15 protein-coding genes are annotated in these 18766 nt (G+C 68.7%); 4 read left to right on the top strand and 11 right to left on the bottom strand.

Translation table 11 applies throughout. From position 1 onward, the window contains the following. Positions 1 to 8: 8 nt before the first annotated feature. From ACE3SG_RS13060 to ACE3SG_RS13045, 4 genes are all read right to left on the bottom strand, one after another. Positions 9 to 1001, bottom strand: coding sequence for a cupin-like domain-containing protein (locus ACE3SG_RS13060; protein ID WP_374565527.1), 993 nt, complete (start codon positions 999 to 1001; stop codon positions 9 to 11). 2 nt (positions 1002 to 1003) lie between these two features. After that, entirely contained in the window at positions 1004 to 1702 is a 699-nt protein-coding gene (locus tag ACE3SG_RS13055; protein ID WP_374565525.1) for a SapC family protein, read from the bottom strand. A gap of 103 nt (positions 1703 to 1805) precedes the next feature. Next, positions 1806 to 3353: a tryptophan halogenase family protein gene (locus ACE3SG_RS13050; RefSeq protein WP_374565524.1), complete on the bottom strand. Its 1548-nt coding sequence runs from the start codon at positions 3351 to 3353 to the stop codon at positions 1806 to 1808. A gap of 110 nt (positions 3354 to 3463) precedes the next feature. Then, on the bottom strand, positions 3464 to 6481 hold the full coding sequence (locus tag ACE3SG_RS13045; RefSeq protein ID WP_374565522.1) for a TonB-dependent receptor: 3018 nt from the start codon (positions 6479 to 6481) through the stop codon (positions 3464 to 3466). Positions 6482 to 6859: 378 nt separating this feature from the next. Here ACE3SG_RS13045 and ACE3SG_RS13040 point away from each other — a divergent pair, with 378 nt between their 5' ends. Further along, complete coding sequence (locus tag ACE3SG_RS13040) at positions 6860 to 7726, top strand: family 16 glycosylhydrolase (protein ID WP_374565521.1); 867 nt, start codon at positions 6860 to 6862, stop codon at positions 7724 to 7726. Between the two features lie 12 nt (positions 7727 to 7738). Here the strand turns inward: ACE3SG_RS13040 and ACE3SG_RS13035 are convergent, their stop codons facing one another. The 6 genes from ACE3SG_RS13035 to ACE3SG_RS13010 all read right to left on the bottom strand — a co-directional run bounded on the left by ACE3SG_RS13035 (position 7739) and on the right by ACE3SG_RS13010 (position 14323). Beyond that, a complete protein-coding gene (locus ACE3SG_RS13035; RefSeq protein WP_374565520.1) occupies positions 7739 to 9055 on the bottom strand; it encodes a peptidylprolyl isomerase in 1317 nt (438 codons plus the stop codon). Further along, the gene (locus tag ACE3SG_RS13030; RefSeq protein WP_374565518.1) at positions 9052 to 10080 is read right to left on the bottom strand and encodes a phospholipase; all 1029 of its coding nucleotides are present in this window, start codon (positions 10078 to 10080) and stop codon (positions 9052 to 9054) included. The genes ACE3SG_RS13035 and ACE3SG_RS13030 overlap by 4 nt, the downstream gene beginning before the upstream one ends. Before the next feature lie 22 nt (positions 10081 to 10102). Then, positions 10103 to 11149, bottom strand: coding sequence for an AraC family transcriptional regulator ligand-binding domain-containing protein (locus ACE3SG_RS13025; protein WP_374565517.1), 1047 nt, complete (start codon positions 11147 to 11149; stop codon positions 10103 to 10105). Positions 11150 to 11155: 6 nt separating this feature from the next. Continuing rightward, complete coding sequence (locus ACE3SG_RS13020; RefSeq protein ID WP_374565515.1) at positions 11156 to 11809, bottom strand: hypothetical protein; 654 nt, start codon at positions 11807 to 11809, stop codon at positions 11156 to 11158. Between the two features lie 73 nt (positions 11810 to 11882). Further along, complete coding sequence (locus ACE3SG_RS13015) at positions 11883 to 13616, bottom strand: GMC oxidoreductase (RefSeq protein WP_374565514.1); 1734 nt, start codon at positions 13614 to 13616, stop codon at positions 11883 to 11885. Then, complete coding sequence (locus ACE3SG_RS13010; RefSeq protein WP_374565513.1) at positions 13613 to 14323, bottom strand: sterol desaturase family protein; 711 nt, start codon at positions 14321 to 14323, stop codon at positions 13613 to 13615. Before ACE3SG_RS13010 ends, ACE3SG_RS13015 begins: the two co-directional genes overlap by 4 nt. 189 nt (positions 14324 to 14512) lie before the next feature. On the opposite strand from ACE3SG_RS13010, the gene ACE3SG_RS13005 reads away from it, so the two are divergent. From ACE3SG_RS13005 to ACE3SG_RS12995, 3 genes are all read left to right on the top strand, one after another. Continuing rightward, positions 14513 to 15361, top strand: a complete 849-nt coding sequence (locus tag ACE3SG_RS13005; RefSeq protein ID WP_374565512.1) for a DUF2272 domain-containing protein — start codon at positions 14513 to 14515, stop codon at positions 15359 to 15361. A 237-nt stretch (positions 15362 to 15598) separates the two neighbouring features. Then, positions 15599 to 16783: a hypothetical protein gene (locus ACE3SG_RS13000; RefSeq protein WP_374565510.1), complete on the top strand. Its 1185-nt coding sequence runs from the start codon at positions 15599 to 15601 to the stop codon at positions 16781 to 16783. A 2-nt stretch (positions 16784 to 16785) separates the two neighbouring features. After that, positions 16786 to 17661 (top strand): hypothetical protein, encoded by an 876-nt coding sequence (locus ACE3SG_RS12995; RefSeq protein WP_374565509.1) that lies wholly within the window; start codon positions 16786 to 16788, stop codon positions 17659 to 17661. Positions 17662 to 17700: 39 nt separating this feature from the next. Here ACE3SG_RS12995 and ACE3SG_RS12990 read toward each other — a convergent pair whose 3' ends face one another. Further along, positions 17701 to 18750, bottom strand: coding sequence for an ABC transporter ATP-binding protein (locus tag ACE3SG_RS12990; RefSeq protein WP_374565507.1), 1050 nt, complete (start codon positions 18748 to 18750; stop codon positions 17701 to 17703). Positions 18751 to 18766 lie beyond the last annotated feature (16 nt).

The following is an 18766-nucleotide window of genomic DNA, read 5'->3' as shown; positions in this document are numbered from 1 at the left end:
GAGCGTCCTCAGCGATTGAGTCTTCGGATCACGCGGGCGCGCAGCGCGCGGGTCGCATCACCGTCGAGCGGGGCGGCCAGCACCTGGCGGGCCGCGGGTGGTAGGTGTTCGGCCGTGCTGGCGTCGGCGTCGAACACGTAGTGGTCGAACAGGCTGCGCCAGGCGTCGCGCTGGGCCGGCGGCAGGTCGCGCACGCTCATGATGGCCAGCAGCAGCGCGGCCATCGGCGAGTCCATGTGCGCGGGCGATCGGCGCCACCAGTAGTTGACCAGCAGGTTGAATGGGTCCAGCGCCTCGACGTGGTGCCACCACATGCTGGGGATGAAGATCGCATCGCCCGGGGCCAGCTCGGCCACCTGCGCGCGGCGCAACGCCTGCTCGAATTTCGGGAAGCGATCGAGGTCGGGGTGCTTGAAATCGACCAGGCTGGTGGGCTGGCCGGCCAGCGTGTGCTCGAGCGGGCCGATGTAGAGGTTGCCCACCTCGTCCGGCGGCAGCAGCGTGAAGCGGCGGTGCCCGGCCACGACGCAGGCCAGGTTGTCGGGCAGGTCCTGGTGCGCCGCCACGCGCGCGCGGTTGCCGACCCACAGGCTGGCCAGCGGCTGCAGGTGATCGAGCGCCAGGTCGTTCTCGGCGCGAAAGCCCGGCAGGCAGGTGTCGATCGTGGTCGAGCCCACATACAGCGCCGGCGGGCGCTCGTCTGCCTGGTGGCGCGCCAGCGTGTCGAGCACCGCGTCGAAGCGGACCATCTCGCGCGCGAAGTTGAAGCCACTGAAGTCGGCGTTGTAGCCGAAGCGCCCATCGATCTCGGGCGGGCCGAACCAGGCACCCACGGTGGCGCCGCCCACGAAGCGGCGCAGGTAGGCCGGCACGCCGCCGGGCGCGCTGTTGGCGCGCACCACGGGCCATTCGGCGACCAGCCCCCGCACGACCACCGGCTCGGTCGAGCACAACAGATCGCCTGGCAGGGCCTGCGGGTCGATGCCGGTCAGCTCGCGCATGGTCAGTTCGCCGTGCTGGCCCGCTCGATCAGGTCGCGCAGGCGCGACAGCGACGCCACGGCCATGTAGATCGCAAACAGGTGGCCGGCCTGGTGGAGCTGATCGAGCGCCCGGCCGTCGAGCTTTTGCAGCCGCTCTTCGTGGATCGTGTAGAAGCCCGAGAAGCGGTGTTGCGAACCGTCGGCCCGCTCGATGTCGAGCGCAAACGGCTCCAGCAGTTCATGCTGCAGCAAGGCTGCGGCGAAGGCCTTGTTGCTCTGCAGCCCTTGGTGGATGGTCAACAGCACCGAGCTGATGCGGTCCAGGTATTCGGTCATGCCGCCGTAGGGCAGAAAGACCGCCTCGCCCTGCGTGGTGCTCACGCGCGGGTGGTCGAGGTCGACATGGACCATCAGCTCGTCGCCGTCGAGGCCGATCAGGAACGGCTGCCGCTCGATTGCCAGCGGCACGTAGTGGGCATCCCAGCGGTCACCGCGCAGGAACAGGTTCTGGCCCTCCCTGAAGCCGAACAACGCGACCGGCTGGAAGCTCGTGCCGTCGTGCGACTTCTGGAACACGATCGGATAGTGCGCCTGGAGGTTGCGGAACTCCGACGCGAAGGTCACCGCGAACATCACGTCGTCGCCATAGGCGGCGCCGCGGTCGGTGACGATGCGCAGGTCCTTGTGTTCGACGTTGTTCAGCAAGACGTTGCGGGTCATGGGCATTCACCGGTCGGGCCGGCCTTTGAGAAACGGGAGGTGGCTCGTGCGGTGGCGAAGACGAGCAACGCAGCGGCCCGCGTGGGGCTGGTTCAGCGTTGCCTTAGATGCGGGGCATGCCATGGCGCTTGATGTGGTCGATCAGCTCGCGGTTGCTGGGCAATGCGGGGAGCATCTTGCGGGTCAATTGCGCGGCTTCCTGGAAGTAGCCCGCCGCCTGGTCGGCATCGCGGCCGCTGCACGGCAGGCTCTCGGGCTTGAAGCCCATGCCGTACAAGACATATTGGTAGCTCGCCGAGGGGAACGCCTCGTCGTGGCGAACCAGGTCGTAGCGCGACGGCGGCAGGTGGCGCCACAGCGCCAGCGCGTCGCGCAACGCATCGGGGATCGACTCTGCGCGCTGGTTGTCGCGCCAGAAGTCGGTGTCGCGCCGCTGGCTCAGCACATAGTGCAGCTTCAGGAAATCGATGATCCGCGCCCAGCGGTAGTGGTGGCCCTGGTTGAAGCGCCGCGCGACGATGTCGACCGCCTCGCGTGTGGCGGGCAGTTGGTCGCGCAGGAACGCGGCCGAGTATTCGATCAGCGCCAGCGCCGAGGCCTCCAGCGGCTCGAGGAAACCGGCCGACAAGCCGATCGCCAGACAGTTGCGGTGCCAGAAGGTTTCGCGGTGGCCCGGCTCGAAGCCGAGCTTGCGGGCGGGCGGCAGGTCTGCCGGGCCGCCGGTGCTGGCGATGTAGTCGCGCAGCACCGCCTGGGCCTCGTCGTCGCCCTGGTGCGCGCTCGAATACACCAGCCCGACGCCGCGCCGCGTCTGCAAGCCGATGTCCCAGACCCAGCCGCTGCCTTGCGCGGTCGACAGGGTTTGCGAGGCGATCGGCGCCTGTTCGTCGGCATAGGGCACTTGCAGCGCCAGCGCCGAATCACAGAACAGCACGTGCTTTTGCGAGACGAACTTGACACCGTAGTGCTGGCCCAGCAGCAGCGATGGCATGCCGGTGCAGTCGATGAACAGGTCGCCGGCAATCGCCCCGTGGGCTTTGGTCTGCAGTGCGGCGATGTCGCCGTTGTCGCGCGATTGCACTGCCACCAGCTCGTCCACCACATGCCGCACGCCCAGGCGCTCGACGCAGTGCGCGCGCAGGAAGACGCCGAACTTGCCGGCATCGAAGTGGTAGGCGTAGTTGGCCACCGCCGCGTATTCGGGCGTGGCGAATTGTTTGGGCGCCCTGCCCTGCAGGCACAGGTGGGGCTGGAAGCTGGCCACCTCGGCGAACGGCGCGGCCGGGTGTTGCTGCAGCCAGGCCGCGGCCAGGTGGGCCTCGGTGTAGCCCTGCGGCAGCACGAACGGGTGGAAATAGCGGTCGTCGGGCTGGCCGGTGACCCAACGGTTGAAACGCGAGCCTTGCTTGAACGACGCCTCGCACTCGCGGAACAGCGCCGCTTCGCTGACGCCGATGTCGCGCAGCGAATCGCGCATCGTCGGCCAGGTGCCCTCGCCCACGCCGATCGGCGGCACCGTCGGCGATTCGAGCAGCGCGATCTGCAGGCGGGCCCCGTGCTCGGCCGCCAGAAGGCCGGCCGTCAACCAGCCGGCGGATCCCCCGCCCACCACGATGACACGCTGAATCGCGTGACCTGACGTATCGCTCATCATTCTTTCGCCCAGGTACTCGCCCCACCACGCCAGCACCTGACGGGTCCCGCCCCCTGCTTGCGCCTGGGGCGAGACCCGAGCTTAATGACCTTTGCCGGTGTTCAAGCTCAGAACTTGTACCGGGCGCCGATCGTGTAGCGCGGCCCTGTCTGCCAGACCCCGATGATCTCGTTCTTCGTGCGGCCGTGCTGGCGCACCACCGCATCGTTGAGGTTGATCGCCTCGAACTGGAACGACAGGTTGTCGCTCAGCTTGTAGCCGGCGCTCAGGTCGATCTGCGAGTAGGCCTCGGTGTAGACCGGGTTGGGCGTGCCGCTGCCGTCGAAGCGGGCGGCCAGGAACTGGTCGCGCCAGTTGTAGGCCACGCGCACCTCGTAGGTGTCGTTCTCGTAGAACGCCACCAGGTTGGCGGTGTCGCTCAGGCCTTCCAGCGCGAACTGCTCGCCCAGGCTGCCGTTCTTGTACTTGAGCCCCGAGTTCACGTAGGTGTAGTTGCTCGACACGCCGAAGCCGCTGTTGCCGAACATGTGCTGCCAGTTCAGCTCCAGGCCGTACAGCCGTGCCTTGTGCTGGTTCGAGTAGGTCGTGATCTGGAAGGTCGCGACCGGGTCGTCCGGCTGGCCGACGATGGTGCCCACCGAGTTGCCATTGCCATCGACACCGGTCTTCGTCACGCCGCGCGTGCCGTCGTAGTTGGTGAAGATGTAGTTGCGGATGCAGGTCAGGTCGCTGTCGGTGCAGCCGCCTTGCGACACGGCCTCCTGGAACAGCACGCCGTTGGCGGGCGTGTGCAGGTTGAACGGCGTGCCCTCGACCGTCGTCACGCCGACATAGTTCGACAGGTTCTTCGCAAAGTAGCCGGCCGCCACATAGCTGCCCTTGGCGTAGTAGTACTCGAGCGACAGGTCGATGTTCTTCGACTTCAGCGGTTTCAGCGCCGGGTTGCCTTGCGAGCCGGTGCCGCCGTCGATGCGGGCCAGCTGGTTCAGCGTCTGGCCGCCTTGGATGTAGTCCCACTGTGGCCGGCCGATGCTTTCGCCGTAGCTGACGCGCGCCTTCAGCTTGCTGGTCAGGTCGGCGTCGAAGTCGATGCTGGGCAACACGTAGCTGTAGCTGCCCTTCAGCTGGGTGAAGGTCGGGTCGCCGAAGCCCACCGAGAACTCGTTGTTCGACGCCCAGCTGATGCCGGTCGCGACCGGCACCAGGGCCTTCGAGGTGACATCGGTGTGCTCATAGCGCAGGCCGGCGGCCATGCCCATCGGCACGCCCCATTCCCAATCGGTGCTGTACTGCACGAAGGCGCTCTGCGACTTCTCGTTCACGCGGCGGTCCGTCGTGAACACGTTGGACGCACGGTACAGCGAATCGTCGCCGGCCGCCTGCGCCGCCAGCGCGCGGACTTGGTCGAAGTCCCAGGTGTAGAAGTTGTTGAAGAAGGCCGAGCTGTTGCTGCCGCTGACGCTGCCGAAATAGCGGCTCATCTTGTCCGGGTGCCACACGCCGTCCGGGTAGTCACCCGGGTTGGTTGCGCCGCCCCAGGTGTCACGCTGCACGTTCGAATAGGCCGAGCGGTTGTCCGCATCGGTCAGGCTGACGCCGAAGTCGAGCTTGGACGCGTCTTCGAACTTGTACCGACCCTTGACTTGCGTCTGGTCGATTTCCGATTTCATGTAGCTGTTGCGGAACGACGAGCCGGTGACCATCATCTTCGACGGGTCGAGCGTCGAGCCCTCGATGCTCAAGACCGGGAAGTCCTTGGTGAAGTCCACCGTGGTCGTGCCGCGGTTGAAGCTGGCGGTGCCCAGGACCGAGTTCGAGCCATACGGGCTGTCGGCGCCCGACTCAGCGCTCGAGTGGTGGCTGTCGAGCTCGAAGCTGAGGCTGTTCGTCGCCTTCCAGGCCACGTTCAGGCCGAGCGAGTCGTTGGTGTTCTTGGTCGCGAACTTCGCGCCGCCCATGGCGATGTCACTGGTAGCCGGGTTGATGGTCTCCGAATAGAAGATCGGGCCGGCGACCGGGCCGTCCGTCCACGAGCTGGACGACGGGCCGAAGTTGAACCAGGCCGACAGCTCGTTGCGCTTGGTCTGGAGCTTCAGCTCGGAGTAGGTGTAGTCCAGCGTGGCGGTCAGCTCCTTCATCGGCGCCCACTGCAGCGTCAGCTGCCCGTTGGTGCGCTGGCGCTGGATGCCGCTGACCCCGTAGTTGATGTTCTGCGGCACCGAATAGATGTCGTCCGGGCCTGGGCGGTTGGTGATGTTCTCCGAGCCGGGCTGGCCCGGCTGCGGGATCGTGCCCCAGTTGTTCTCGTCGCCCTTGAACGAGCGCCAGCCATTGGGCACGCCGGCGTAGCTCAGGCCCAGGTTGCGCTCCTGGTAGCTGCCGCTGATCGCGATGCCGAAGGTGCCGTCGGCAAAGGTGTTGCTGTAGATGCCCGAGACCTCGGGCGTGACCTGGCTGCCGCGCAGTGAATCGGGAATGCGGTTGTTCGACTCGTCGTACATCGCCTTCACGCCGAGGTTGGCGCGAAAGCCCGGGTTGTCGAGCGGGCGGGCGGTCTTGATGTTGATGGTGGCGCCCATGCCGCCGGCCGGCGAGGCGGCGCGACTGGTCTTGTAGACCTCGAGCGCGGAGATCGATTCAGACGCCAGGTTGGCGAAGTCGAAGGCACGCGAGCCCGAGGCACCGGTGTCGACGATGCCCGCGGACGGCATTTGGCGGCCGTTGAGCAGCACCAGGTTGAATTCAGGGCCGACACCGCGCACGGTGATCTTCGAGCCTTCACCCACCGAGCGGTCGATCGACACGCCGCTGATGCGCTGCATCGACTCGGCCAGGTTGGTGTCGGGGAACTTGCCGATGTCTTCGGCAACGATGCCATCGACGATGCCCGACGAATCGCGCTTCAGGCTCAGCGAAGTGTCCAGGCTCTTGCGGATGCCGGTCACCACCACCGTCTCGACCTGCTCGCCTTCCGGCTTGGCAGAGGCAGGCGCGGCGGCAGCCTGCTGTTGTGCGATGGCAGAACCTGCCCCGCCGATCAAGAGTCCGCAGGCCGCAGCAAGGTGGGTCATGCGGAACGCCGGGTGCCGGCTGATCTGGCGGCTGGCAGGAGGGCTAATGGACATGAGGCGGTCTCCAGTAGGTTTTTGACTGCGATGCCCCTTCCGGCATCGACGCTTTCGGCGCCATCAGCCACAATGGCGACGCTGCTTTGAAAGCGGTTTCAAGAGAATACGCATTGTGCAAGCGCTTGCAACTTAGTAGACACCCTAGGCCGGCGCCGCCGCCTCGTAACTAACGAAACATCGACGGGACATGCGAACCCACCCAGCGCCGCAGGTGCAAGCGCCCAAACCGGGCCAAGCACGCCCTCGCCGGCACGCTCGCCTGGCGCGTTTCGTTACTTCGATCTCAACTTAGTTTGGGCCGAGCCATCCACACCACGCCCGCGGTCTTGTGCGCCGCACAACAACCTTGAACGGCCACGAAGGCCCCGTCTTGCGATGAATCGTCTGCCTTTTTCCCTGCACCCCGCGGCCCTGCTCTGCGCCGCCGGCCTGGCGCTTCATGGCGCGCTGGCCAGTGCCGCCTCGGCCACCGAGCCCCAAGCCGCCATGACCGACAAGCTCGCCCTGCCCGCCGGCTACCAGCTCGTCTGGGCTGACGAGTTCTCGACCGACGGCCTGCCCGACCCGTCGAAGTGGGCCTACGACACCGGCATGAACAAGCAGGGCTGGCACAACGCGGAGCTGCAGTACTACAGCGCGGCGCGGCCAGAGAACAGTGTGGTGCGCGACGGCAAGCTGCTCGTCATCGCGCGCAGGGAAGACCTGTCGAAGCAGGCCGACTGGGGCGGCCAGAAATACAGCTCGGTGCGGCTGATCACCCAGGGCAAGGCCGATTGGACCTACGGCTACTTCGAGATCCGCGCCAAGCTGCCCTGCGGCCGCGGCACGTGGCCGGCGATCTGGATGCTGAACACGCCGGTGGTGTGGCCGGCCGGTGGCGAGATCGACATCGTCGAGCATGTGGGGCGCGAGCCGGGCCATGTGTTCAGCACGCTGCACACCACCGCCGGCAACGGCGCCAACGGCACCGGCAACGGCACGCAGGTGCCAGACGCCTGCACCGCCTTCCACACCTACCAGCTGCACTGGACGCCCCAGCAGATGCGCTTCGGCATCGACGGGCGTGTGCACCACACCTTCAAGAACGCGGGCACCGGCACGGCGCAGTGGCCGTTCGACACGCCCGAGTTCCTGATTCTCAACATCGCCGTCGGCGGCCACCTGGGCGGCCCGGTCGACGACACCATCTTCCCGGTGCAGATGGAGGTCGACTATGTGCGGGTCTACCAGGCGCCGCGTTAGGCGCCACTCAGATCAGTTCTGCGCGATGCGGGCGTCGCGCAGCAGCTGGTCTTTCAGCGCGTTGTAGCGCTCGACCGCGCGCGCCTTGGCGATCGCCTCGGTGGCGATGAAGCGCACGGTTTCGCTGTCGGCCGGGTGCAGGCCTTGCACACGCTCGTCCACCTGCACGATCTGCCAGCCGGGCGCGCGGCCCGCCGCCTCGGGCTCGCGGATCGGGCGTGACGCGGGCCCCGGCGGCTGCGCGAACAGCACCTGGGCGAGCCAGCGGCTCGGCGCCTGCTGCGCGTCGACCCAGCCGAGCGCCCCACCCTTCATCGCCGACGCCGCCACCGAATGGCGTCGCGCCACCTCGGCGAAAGGCTGGCCCTGCGCCAGCTCGGCCGCGGCGGCCTCGGCACTCGCCTCGTCCTTGCAGCGGATGTGGCGCGCCAGCACACGCTCGGTGCGCTGGAACTGCTCGGGGTGCTGCGCGTAGTAGCGCGCGATGTCGGCCTGGGTCACCTGCTGCCGCAGGTCCATCAGCTCGGCGCTCTGGCCGTGCAGGCCACCGCCGGCGCCCATCGCCTGCTCGAGCGCGAAGCGGCGTTCACGGTCGACCATCAGTTGCCGCAGGCCCTGCAGGTCCGCGGCCTGCAGGCCGCCCTGGCTCACCGCCCAATGGCGCACGAACGCGGCACGCACCAGCCGCAGGGCCTGGTGGTGGGCGAAGTCGGCGTCTTGCCGGGCCAGCGCCTGGCGGCCGTGCACATCGAGCTGGCGCCACACGTCGCGCAGCGTCACCGGCTGCAGCGGCCCGTCGCCGAAGCGGTAGTCGAGCAGGCTCACGCGGGCCAGCGCGTCTTCGCCGCCTGCCGGCAGCCGGTCGTCCAGCCGCGCGACCGAGCCGTCACCCAGCAGCGACTGCAGCGTGGCCGCGTCGAGCGGGTGGCGCCGCACGACAAAGCGCTGCGGCCCTTCGGCACCGAACGCCTCGGCCAGCGCCGGCTGGTAGACCCGCTCCAGCGTGGCCACCAGGCTCGCCTCGGCCGCAGCATCGAGCGCAAAGCCGACCCGCGCACCGACGAACAGCTGCTCGTCGCGGAACTGGGCTTGCGCGTAGCGGCCCAGCAGGTGGTCTTGCGCCGCGGCCTCGGCCACCGCTTGCCGCGTGGCCTGCGGATCTTGGGATTTGGCGGCGCGGTAGAGCACGTCCATCGACGCCGCCGACAGGCGCCACTCATTGACACGCAGCACCGTGCCGGCATCGGCAGCGGGCGCCGCGTACAAGGCCCAAGGCGTGGCGATCAGGGCGGGAATCAGGGCCCAGGCCCTCAAGGATTTGCGCTTCATTGCACCAGGCGCTCGGCGGCGCGGTTGAGGATGTTGACCACCATCGCGATGGCATGCGGCACGACCTTGCGCCCGACCATCACGCGGTCGGCATGCGCGGTCGACGACAGCACCAGCGTGCCGTTGGCGTACGAATAGGCGCCCAGCTGGTACATCACCGGCCGCACGTCGGTCGCGGTCGGCGACAGCGGGGTGATGTCAGCCATCGCCTGCTCGACCAGGTTGAAGGCGCCGAGCTGCTCACTGTCGTAGTAGGTCAGCACCCAGCTCTCCCAATCGGAGTGGTTGTTGCCCAGCGTGTTCCAGGTGTGCTGCGGCACGCCGGTGTCGGTGGTGTGCAGCACGAAGCCGATGTTCTGCGCCGTGGGCCGCGCCAGGAACTGCGTGAACCAGTACTGGCCCAGGTTGTTGATCGGCTGGAACGGGAAGGCCTGGTAGTCGGCGTACATCGACTTGGTCGACGTGCTGCCCTGGCGGTAGTTGAACTCGGTGACGCCGTAGGTGTTGTAGCGGCTGGTGTCGCCGAAGATGCCGCCCATGCCGCCGCGGCCGTCGTCGAGGTAGTCGTTCCACAGCCAGCCGGCGGCCACCGTGTCGATGTCGCCGACGATGGCGATGCGCTTGTAGTTGTAGCCGCCGTAGCGGTTGCCGTGCGCATCGGTGCCATGCGCGTGGTCTTGAAAGTGCCAGAACGAGGTGTAGCGGGCGATGTCGGTGCCCAGGCCCCACAGCGGCGCCTTCACGCAGTCGCCGGTGATGGCGCCGCAGATGTAGGTGTCTTCGAAGTAGTCGACATCGTGCGCGCCTTGCGACATGGCCTGCGCGAACTGGTCGATGGTGTAGCCGGCCTTGTTCGCACCTTGCACCAGCTTCTGGTAGTTGGTGGTGGTGGGGTGCGCGGCCATGTAGTTCACCGCGTCGATCACCAGGCGGGCGTGCGTGTCAGGCGAAAACGCCTGTGCCGCCGCGGGCAGCAGCGCAGCGAGCGCGAGCCCGAAGCGCCAGGAGGGCAAAGCTCTTCTCATCAGGTCTCCTCTTTGTTGTTCATCAGACAGTGGTGGAACGAAGTTCGCTGAACATCGGCTGCAGCCGGCTCTTGACGGCCAGCGGTGCATAGCCGGTCCAGCGGCGAAAGGCGCGGCACAGCGACGACTGTTCGTCGAAGCCGATGTCCGCCCCCAGTTGCGCGAGCGACACACCGCCGCGCAAAACACCGACGATCGCGTGCTGCGCGCGCGCCGCATCGAGCAGCGCGCGAAAGCTCGCGCCTTCTTCGGTCAGGCGCCGCTGCAGCGTACGGCGGTTCAGTTGCAGAACTGTGGCAACCGCATCCTCGTCGGCATCGGCCAGCGGCAGCCCGCCGGCCAGCGCCTGCGCCACCCGGCGCGCGGTGGGTTGCTGCTGCGGTGGCGTGGCCACGCCGAGCGTGCAGCGGTCGAGCCACGCGTCCAGCGCGCCGCTGATCGTCGGCTCGGCGAAACGCGGCTGCGCGTCCAGCAGCTCGGCCGCCAGCGTGACGCTGTGCCGATCAGCCTCGAAGCGCACCGGGCAACCCAGCGCGGCCTCGTAGGCCGAGCGCGGGGCCGACGCGCGGTGCGCGAAGCTCGCCTCGACCACCTCGACCCGCTCGTCGAGCAGGTAGCGGCCGAACGACACCCAGCCGGCGATGATGGCCTCGGCCACCGCGGGCGGCGTGTCGGGCGCGGCCGGCTGCCAGCACAACGAGACGAGGTGGCGGCTGTGCTGTCGCACGGTCATGTGGCCGAGCGTGCTGGTCAGCGATTCGAAGCGTTGCAGCTGGCGCACCGAGTCGCGCAGCGTGGGCGCGGTCGCCGCCGCCACGCCCAGCAGCCCGAAGCCGGCGCCGCCCACGCACAGGCCGAAGGCCAGGCCGGTGGTGGCATCACCCAGCACCCGGCCGCTGTGCGTGAGCGCGTGGCCGAAGGTGCGCCCGTCCACGCGCGATGCGGGGCTCAGGCAGGCGTCCGCGCCAGGGCGGCCCAGCGGCAGGCCGCGGGTCTGCAGGTATGCGTTCAGCGAGCGCTCGTACGACACCGAAACGCTGGGTGCGGGGGGCCTGGCGGGGCTGAGCATGCGCCGTCAACACAACCAGGGGAACAGCGTGTGGGCGAGCGCGCCGAACACGGTGACGACGAAGATGGCTTCCACTTCCAGCACCTCGTACCAAGGGGTGTTGATGGTCTGGAACGACATCGTGAAGTTCCAGACCGTCGTCGGGTCCCACCACTCGAAGTGCAGCTCGGACGTCCACAAGGCCTGGTACATCAGATCAAGGATCGACGGCGGCGTCTGGCCCTTGGGCTGGAACATGCCATGCAGCGTGGTCATGTCGTCGAACACTTCGGCGCCGGCAGAGTCTCGCACGTGCTTGATGCCGTTGAACTGCAGCGTGGCACTGGTGAAACGGTAGGTCAGCAGGCGGCCATCGTCGTTCGGCGCGGGCGCCAGGATCTGCAGCGTGCCGCTGATCGGCTGGGCCGGCACGCGGTCCATGAACAAGGTGCCGGTCACGGTGGCCGGGTAGTTCGGGTCGACGCTCCATTTGTCGATGTCGTTGATCGTGATCTTCAGCGACACGCTGGCGTTGCGGTACTCGCCGTCCCAGTAGGCGTAGCCGCGCATCTCTTCGGCGAACTTCAGGCCGCGCGCGGCCGAGGCCGCGGTCGACGTCAGCGCCAGAAGCGCCAGAAGCGCCAACAGCATCATCCACACGAGGGAATGCAGTCTTTTCATCACAGCGTCCTCTCAAGAAACGAAGGGCCGTTCCCGAGTTTCTGGATCACCCCCGGGAGCGTGGGGGTGCTCATCAAGCGAAGTGCTCGGCCGCGCGCTCGGCCAGCGCGGCGATCGTCAGCAACGGGTTGACGCCGATCGACGCCGGCGCGATCGAGCCGTCGACCACGCGCAGGTTCGAATAGACGGCGGCACCGCCGGCACGCGCATCGAACACCTGGCCCTCGGCGTTGACCACGCCGCTGTCGACCTGCTCGCCCATCGGGCAGCCGCCCAGCGGGTGCACGGTGGTCAGCGCGCCGCCGAAGATCGGGCTGGTGCGCGGGTAGTCGACATAACGCCCGCCGAACACCAGCGCGTGCCGCTCCATCTCGGCCTTCAGCCGCGCGACGAACGGCTCTTGCATCACGTTGGGCCACACCACCTGCGCGTTGCCCCAGGCATCCAGCTGGATGCGGCCGCTGGCGCTGTCGTGCCCGATGCCGAGGTAGACCATGCTGTGGTTCAGCGCGCCGTCGGTGCGGCTGTACAGCAGGTCGCGCGCCACGCGCTGCGCGGCGGGAAAGTCGGTGAAGATGCCGGCCGACAGCGGCAGCGCCAGCCTCACCGCGTCCACCAGCGCGCGCGGCACGGCAGCGTCTTCGATCAGGTAGCGCTGCGCCAGCGGCTGCTGCGCGCGGTAGTCGGCGGCGATCGTGATGGTCGGCCCGGCCTGGGCTTCGCCGGCCAGCGGCGTGCCGGTGCCGAAGCCCATCACATTGGTCTGCACGCTGGTGTTGTAGCCCAGCGCGATCAGGTCGCCATTGCCCGAAAAGCGGGTGCCCAGCGCCGATGACAGCGCCAACCCCTGCGCACGAGAACGCAGCAGGATTTGCGTGCTGCCCAGCGTGCCGGCGGCCAGCACCACGCTGCCGGCGATCACCTCGCCATGCACCGGGGTGACGCCATCGGGCCGCGTGATCGTATGAACGCGCCACCGGCCATCAGCCAGGTGTTCGAGCCAATCGACCTCGACGCGGGTGAAGATCTCGGCGCCGCCGGCGCGCGCCAGCGGCAGGTAGTTGACGTCGAGCGTGTTCTTGGCGCCGGTGCGGCAGCCGGTGACGCAATCGCCGCAGCGTGAGCACAGCGGCTGCTTCACGCCCTGCGCATTGGGCACGTTGTTGTATTTGCGAAGGTTCACCGCGATCGGCAGCGGCACCGATTGGGTCGACACGCCCTGGCGCGTGCGGGCCAGCGTGGTGCTGCGGTGGAACCAGTGCTTGCGCAAGGCATCGCTCTCGATGACCTGGTCGGCCCCAAGCATCTGCTTCACCCGCGCCTCGTAGCCGGCGAAGACGCCGTTGGCCACGTCTTGCCGGATCTTGGCCGGCCAGGCGTTGAACGCGTCGCGGTCGGCCGCGGCCACCACGTTGGCATTGATCAGCGAGGTGCCGCCCAGGCCGCTGCCAACCAGCACATCCATCGTCTGGCCGAGGCGGTAGTCGAACAGGCCGAACGGCGTGAGCCCACCGCGAAACTGGCCGAGCACGTCGATCATCGACGACGGGAAATCGGCCGGCGGCCACTCGCGCCCACGCTCCAGCACGGCCAGCCGTCGCCCCGGCGCCAGCCGCGCGGCCATCACGGCGCCGCCGTAGCCCGAGCCGATGACGACCACGTCGTACTCCGCCGCCATCTGCGACAGCGAGCGGGCCAGCACCTGGCGCTTGGGCGCCGCGGCTGCGGTGGACGGCAGGCAGCCGCTGGCGGCGATGGCCCCCAGCGCACCGACCAGGCGGCGGCGTTGTTCAACGGGCGTGCTCATTTGGGCGATGCTCCTTTTTCCTGCAACGCGCGCTGGGGTGCTTGGTCGCTGTCCAGCGTGCCGGCGACCCAGTCGCACAACGGAAACACGAGGTTGAAGTTGCACAGCAGCATGTGCGGCGGGTCGTGGTGCAGCCGGTGCAGTTGCGCCAGCCAGCGCACGCCCGGCAGCCGGGCCACCGCCCACTGCGGCGGCACGTGGTAGAGAAAGTGCAGCACCTCGTACAGCAGGTAGTAGCCCATCGAGGTGGCAAAGAAGAGCGCGCCGCCCGCCGTGCCGAGCAGCAGCGTGGCCAGCACGCCCAGCAACGCCGCGATGCCGCCGAAGAACAGCAGCAGCACCGGCGGGAACAGCACCGCATGGAAGTCGCGCGTCGATTCGAAGGTCATCGCCTTCGCGGTGAAGTAGCGGTGGTGCCGGCTGCTGTGGCGCAGGTGCAGCAAGGTCAGCCAGCGCACGCGGTGGTGCATCGGCCCGCGGTGGGCCAGGTATTCGACCAGGTTGGCGATCAGCAGCGTGGCCGGCACGACCCACGCATCAGCCGGGCGCCAGCTGCGCGAGGCCAGCACCAGCGCCGCGGCGATGACCGCCGGGCCGACCACCGCCACCAGCGCCACATGCCGCCAGCCCGAATACCCGGCCGGCAGGATTTCGCTGCGGTATTGCTCGCGAAAGCGCTGGGTGCCGTGGTCCGGGGGCTGCTGCATGGTGGGTCCCGACGGGTTGGAATCCGCATAGCGTCGGTCCGGCCTGCCGCTTCGTCTTGTCTCTTTGCGCCACCGCATTTGCTTTCGCGCGCAGCCTTGTCACCAAGTGCTGCGCGAAAGTCGTGGCGCTTGTTGGTACAACCTCGGGGTTGCCGCATCCCACTAAGCGGTCCCCATGGGAGAGAAACGATGAGACGAGTCGCCGCACTGGCGTCTTGCCTGGCTGCGATCTGGTTGTCGTCGTGCGGCACCCCGATGGTCTTGCGCCCCAAGGTGCCACCCACCGCAGTGCCGCCCGAGAAGATCGCCAGGCTGCTGGCCGAGGCCGACGCCGAATGGGCCCGCTGGGGGCGCAAGCTCGCCCATGTGCGCCCGGGCGAGCCGTTGTGCCTGCTGGTGTCCGACGGCAGCTGCCGCGATGTCGACGACGGTTGCGGCCAGGAGCAGACGGCCGCGCTGTGCCCCGTGGTCAACGACTACTGGCAGGCGGTTCCCGAGCGCTTCGTCAACACCTGCCGCCTGGTCGATGTGTGCGAATGGCAGTGGCCGCGCGACAGCGGCCTGACCCGCGACGACAACAAGGCCTGGTCAGCCGCCTTTGTCAGCGCCATGATGGCCAGGGCCGGCTTCACCACCACCGAATTCATGCCCACCGGGCGCCACGCGCTCTACATCGAGGCCGCCCGCGACGGCTATGCGTCGGCGTATGAGGTGGTTCGCACGCCCTCCGTGGTCAGCCCGGGCGATGTCATCTGTTCGAGCCGGGGCCGCAGCCGCTACCGCATCGACCCGAGCACCCTGCACGCCATCGGCGCGGGCGACGAGATGCATTGCGACATCGTGGTCGCGGTGAACACCCCAGAAGGCCATCTCGAGGCGATCGGCGGCAACGTGAAGCAGACGGTGGCCAAGACCATCGTGCCGATCGACGCCGACGGCCGGCTGCAGTACGACGCCAGTGCCGATCGCAACTGGGTGCTGGCGATGCGGGCCAGAACCGAGGCCGGCGGATTCGCCCAGGGTGCCCACGGCCACTGAGCCACCGCCCTGCGGCGAGCGGCCCTGAGACCTTGGGGCCCGGATGTCGGTTTTTCGACACCGGCACTGGGCACTTCGGCCGCGTGGGCGGCCCCCTGCCAGGCCGTGATCTCGGGCCGCCGCCCGTGACGATCGCACTCGCCCGCCGGCGCGCCGATCGACCGCCGGGGGCTGTCAATACAGATTCACCGCGGCTGCCTAAGCTGGGCTGAACCTCACCTTGCCCAAGGCCCGCCCATGTCATCGCACGCGTCGCCCTGGCCCCACCCGGCCGGGCCCGAGGAAGCTGCCGGCGCTTCGCTGCAGTGGTCGGCATCGTCTGCCGCGGTCGGGCCGTGGGCGGGCAGCCCCGGCCCACTCAGGCAGCCTGCTGCGGCCCTGGCGTCGCGCCGCGTGGCGGTGTATTTCGTGGCGTCGCCGCTGCAGTACCTGGCGGCACGCCGCATCGCGCAGCAGCACGAGGCCGGCGCCATGCAGGTGCTGGTCTGGTACCAGCCCGGCGTGCAGGCCATCGTGCGCCAGCAGGACTGGGACGCCACGATGCACATGCCGTGGCCCCGGTGGGACCCGCTGCCGGGCCCGTTCGGCCGCCATCGCCGGCTGCGCGACAACATCCGCCGCGTGGCGCGGTTGATCGGCCAGGCCGACGTGCTGCACCTGCACAGCGCCGTCTTCGACACCGAAGCCATCAACTACCTGCTGCATGCCCTGCCCCGCCTGTGCGGCGCCCGGTCGATGCACGCCCGCATCCTGCCCGACGGCATCATCAACGTCCGGCGCTACCCGCTGTCGGGCACCAAGCAATGGCTGATGCGCCTGCGCGGCGTTCGCCGCCTGGTGGCGCCAGAGCTTCGCTACACGCCGTTTTCGGGCGACCGCATCGGCTCTGACGCGCCCTTTTGCGACCGCATCTATGTGCTGCCGGGGCTGCCGCACGAATACCCCGCGCAGAAGGTCGTCGCACTGGCGGGCCTGGCGCAGCCCGCGGCGCCGCAGGCGGCCCGGCCAGCCGGCGTGCGGCGCGCACTGGTGATCGGCCAACCCCTGGTGGGCACCGGCCTGCTCGACGCGGCCGGCCTGTCGGCGGTGACCTCGCGCATGCGCGACTGGCTAACCGAGAACGACATCCACCACGTCGTCTACAAGTCCCACCCCAAGGACAAGCACGCCGAGCTGTCGGTCGCCGGCGATGTGCAGGTCGAGCTCGACGAGCCGCTGGAGCAATGGATGCCGCGCCAGACCTTTGCCGCGGTCGTGGGTGTGCGTTCCACCTCTTTGCTGCTGGCGCGCCAGATCTATGGGCCCGACACCCAGGTGCGCGCCTTCGGGTGGGACCGGGTGCAATTCAAGTCCGACGCCGAGCGCCGCGCGATGCAGCAGGCCTTCACCGCGATGGGCGTGCCGATCGACAGCGCCACCTGAGCATGCTGGCCTCACCTTCGCCACTGGCTCCGGCGGGCGCGCCGCCGATCGCGATTGGCTGCCTGGCCGTGGGCGACATGGAAGGCCGGGCCGACCTGTATGTGGCCCGGCTGCACGGCATGCTGGTACGCCACTGCCCGGTGCCGTTTCGCCTGGTTTGCTTCAGCGACCGTGAACGCGGGCTGCCGCCAGGTGTCGAGCTGCGGCGCTGCGATGGCTGGACGGAGCTTCGGCGCCCAGGCATGCGCGCCACGACCTTGAAGCTCGGCCTGTTCAACCCGGCCTACGTCGAATTCGAGCGCCTGCTGTACCTGGACCTGACGCTGGTGATCCAGCGCGACATGGCCAGCCTGCTGCACGAAGCCTTCACCTGCCCGCACGGCCTGGTGGCTGTCGATGACTGGCACCACGAGGGCCTCAACTCCAGCGTGATGTGCATCCGCCGCGGCGCGCTGTCGGCCATCTACGAGGCCTTCGTCAACGGCGAGCGCTTCGACCAGCGCGTGCCCGGCGACCAGGACTTCATCAACGGCGTGATCGCCGCGCGCGGCCTGCAGGCTTCAGTCAGCACCTTCTCGCCCGGCACCGTGGAAAGCTTCAAGCGGCTGATGCGCCTGGCGCGCCGTTCACCGGCCCAGGCGCGCGCGGCCCTCGCCGCCAGCACCATCGTCAAGTTCCACGGCAAGCCGCGCATGCAGGAGGTGTTCGACCCCTGGCAATACCTGCTGCGTGTCCGGCTGAAGGAGCTGGCGCACGGCCACTGGCGGCCGGCGTTGCCGGTGGCGGATTTGAGGCGAGCCTGGGCCAGCACGCCCACCGTCCACGATCTATCTCGCCCCGGCGTCGTACACCGGCCCGACAGTGTCGTGGGCGGGTGAGCCCGGGGCTGCGCGAGGCGCGGCCACCCGCGCCGAGCGTCAAGCCACCAGGCAACCTTGCGCGTCGAAGGCGATCGCCTTGTCGGCCTCGGGCAGCAGGCCGACCGGGGCACCGGCATGAAGCACCTCGATGCCGCCGTTGGCCCGGGCGGTCAGCAGGTTCGCCACGCCGGGCACACGCAGGTGGACGAGGGTCGAGTCGCCCAGGTATTCGGCCAGCTCGACCACCGCCGGCACGCCCTGCCCGCTCGGCGCGACCGCCAGGTGCTCGGGCCGCAGGCCCGCGCGCTGCGCAGGCCCCAAGCCCAGCTTGTCCCACAAGGCGCCATGCTCCGGCGTGGCCTGGCCGGCCACTGGCCGGTCGATCAGGTTGATGCGTGGCGAGCCGATGAAGCCGGCGACGAACTCGTTGGCCGGTGCGCGGTACAGGTCCATCGGTGCGCCGACCTGCTCGATGCGGCCCTTGTTGAACAGCGCGATGCGCTGGCCCATCGTCATCGCCTCGACCTGGTCGTGGGTGACGTAGATCACCGTCGTGCCCAGCTCCTGGTGCAGGCGCGAGATCTCGATGCGCATGTCCACGCGCAGCGCGGCGTCGAGGTTCGACAGCGGCTCGTCGAACAGGAACACCCGCGGCTTGCGCACGATCGCGCGGCCGATCGCCACGCGCTGGCGCTGGCCACCCGAAAGCTCGCGCGGGTAGCGCTTGAGCAGGTCGGTGATGCGCAGCGTTTCGGCCGCGCGCTGCACCTGCGCCTTGCGCTCGGCGCTGCCCACGCCGGCCATCTTGAGCGCAAAGCCCAGGTTGTCGGCCACCGTCATGTGCGGGTACAGCGCGTAGCTCTGGAACACCATCGCGGTGCCGCGCTCGGCGGGGCGCTGGTCTTTGGCGCTCGCGCCGTCGATCAGGATGTCGCCCTCGTCCAGTTCCTCCAGCCCGGCGATCAGGCGCAAGGTGGTCGACTTGCCGCAGCCCGACGGGCCGACGAAGACCATGAACTCGCCGTTGCGCACGTCGAGCTCGATGCCCTTCAGGACCTCGACATCGCCAAAGCGTTTGCGCAGGCCGCGCAGCGAGACTTGTGCCATGGGGTTGTCCCTCGCA

The organism is Ideonella sp. (genome assembly GCF_041914305.1).
Classification (GTDB): Bacteria; Pseudomonadota; Gammaproteobacteria; order Burkholderiales; family Burkholderiaceae_C; genus Ideonella.
Note: the sequence above shows the minus strand (reverse complement) of the source record. Positions and strands in the feature narration are given on the sequence as shown.

Coding starts and splice junctions, on each gene's coding strand:
- ACE3SG_RS13060 (WP_374565527.1), bottom strand. CDS start 1,001: ATGCGCGAGCTGACCGGCATCGACCCGCAGGCCCTGCCAGGCGATCTG.
- ACE3SG_RS13040 (WP_374565521.1), top strand. CDS start 6,860: ATGAATCGTCTGCCTTTTTCCCTGCACCCCGCGGCCCTGCTCTGCGCC.
- ACE3SG_RS13045 (WP_374565522.1), bottom strand. CDS start 6,481: ATGTCCATTAGCCCTCCTGCCAGCCGCCAGATCAGCCGGCACCCGGCG.
- ACE3SG_RS13020 (WP_374565515.1), bottom strand. CDS start 11,809: ATGAAAAGACTGCATTCCCTCGTGTGGATGATGCTGTTGGCGCTTCTG.
- ACE3SG_RS13035 (WP_374565520.1), bottom strand. CDS start 9,055: ATGAAGCGCAAATCCTTGAGGGCCTGGGCCCTGATTCCCGCCCTGATC.
- ACE3SG_RS13010 (WP_374565513.1), bottom strand. CDS start 14,323: ATGCAGCAGCCCCCGGACCACGGCACCCAGCGCTTTCGCGAGCAATAC.
- ACE3SG_RS13015 (WP_374565514.1), bottom strand. CDS start 13,616: ATGAGCACGCCCGTTGAACAACGCCGCCGCCTGGTCGGTGCGCTGGGG.
- ACE3SG_RS12995 (WP_374565509.1), top strand. CDS start 16,786: ATGCTGGCCTCACCTTCGCCACTGGCTCCGGCGGGCGCGCCGCCGATC.
- ACE3SG_RS13005 (WP_374565512.1), top strand. CDS start 14,513: ATGAGACGAGTCGCCGCACTGGCGTCTTGCCTGGCTGCGATCTGGTTG.
- ACE3SG_RS12990 (WP_374565507.1), bottom strand. CDS start 18,750: ATGGCACAAGTCTCGCTGCGCGGCCTGCGCAAACGCTTTGGCGATGTC.
- ACE3SG_RS13000 (WP_374565510.1), top strand. CDS start 15,599: ATGTCATCGCACGCGTCGCCCTGGCCCCACCCGGCCGGGCCCGAGGAA.
- ACE3SG_RS13025 (WP_374565517.1), bottom strand. CDS start 11,149: ATGCTCAGCCCCGCCAGGCCCCCCGCACCCAGCGTTTCGGTGTCGTAC.
- ACE3SG_RS13030 (WP_374565518.1), bottom strand. CDS start 10,080: ATGAGAAGAGCTTTGCCCTCCTGGCGCTTCGGGCTCGCGCTCGCTGCG.
- ACE3SG_RS13055 (WP_374565525.1), bottom strand. CDS start 1,702: ATGACCCGCAACGTCTTGCTGAACAACGTCGAACACAAGGACCTGCGC.
- ACE3SG_RS13050 (WP_374565524.1), bottom strand. CDS start 3,353: ATGAGCGATACGTCAGGTCACGCGATTCAGCGTGTCATCGTGGTGGGC.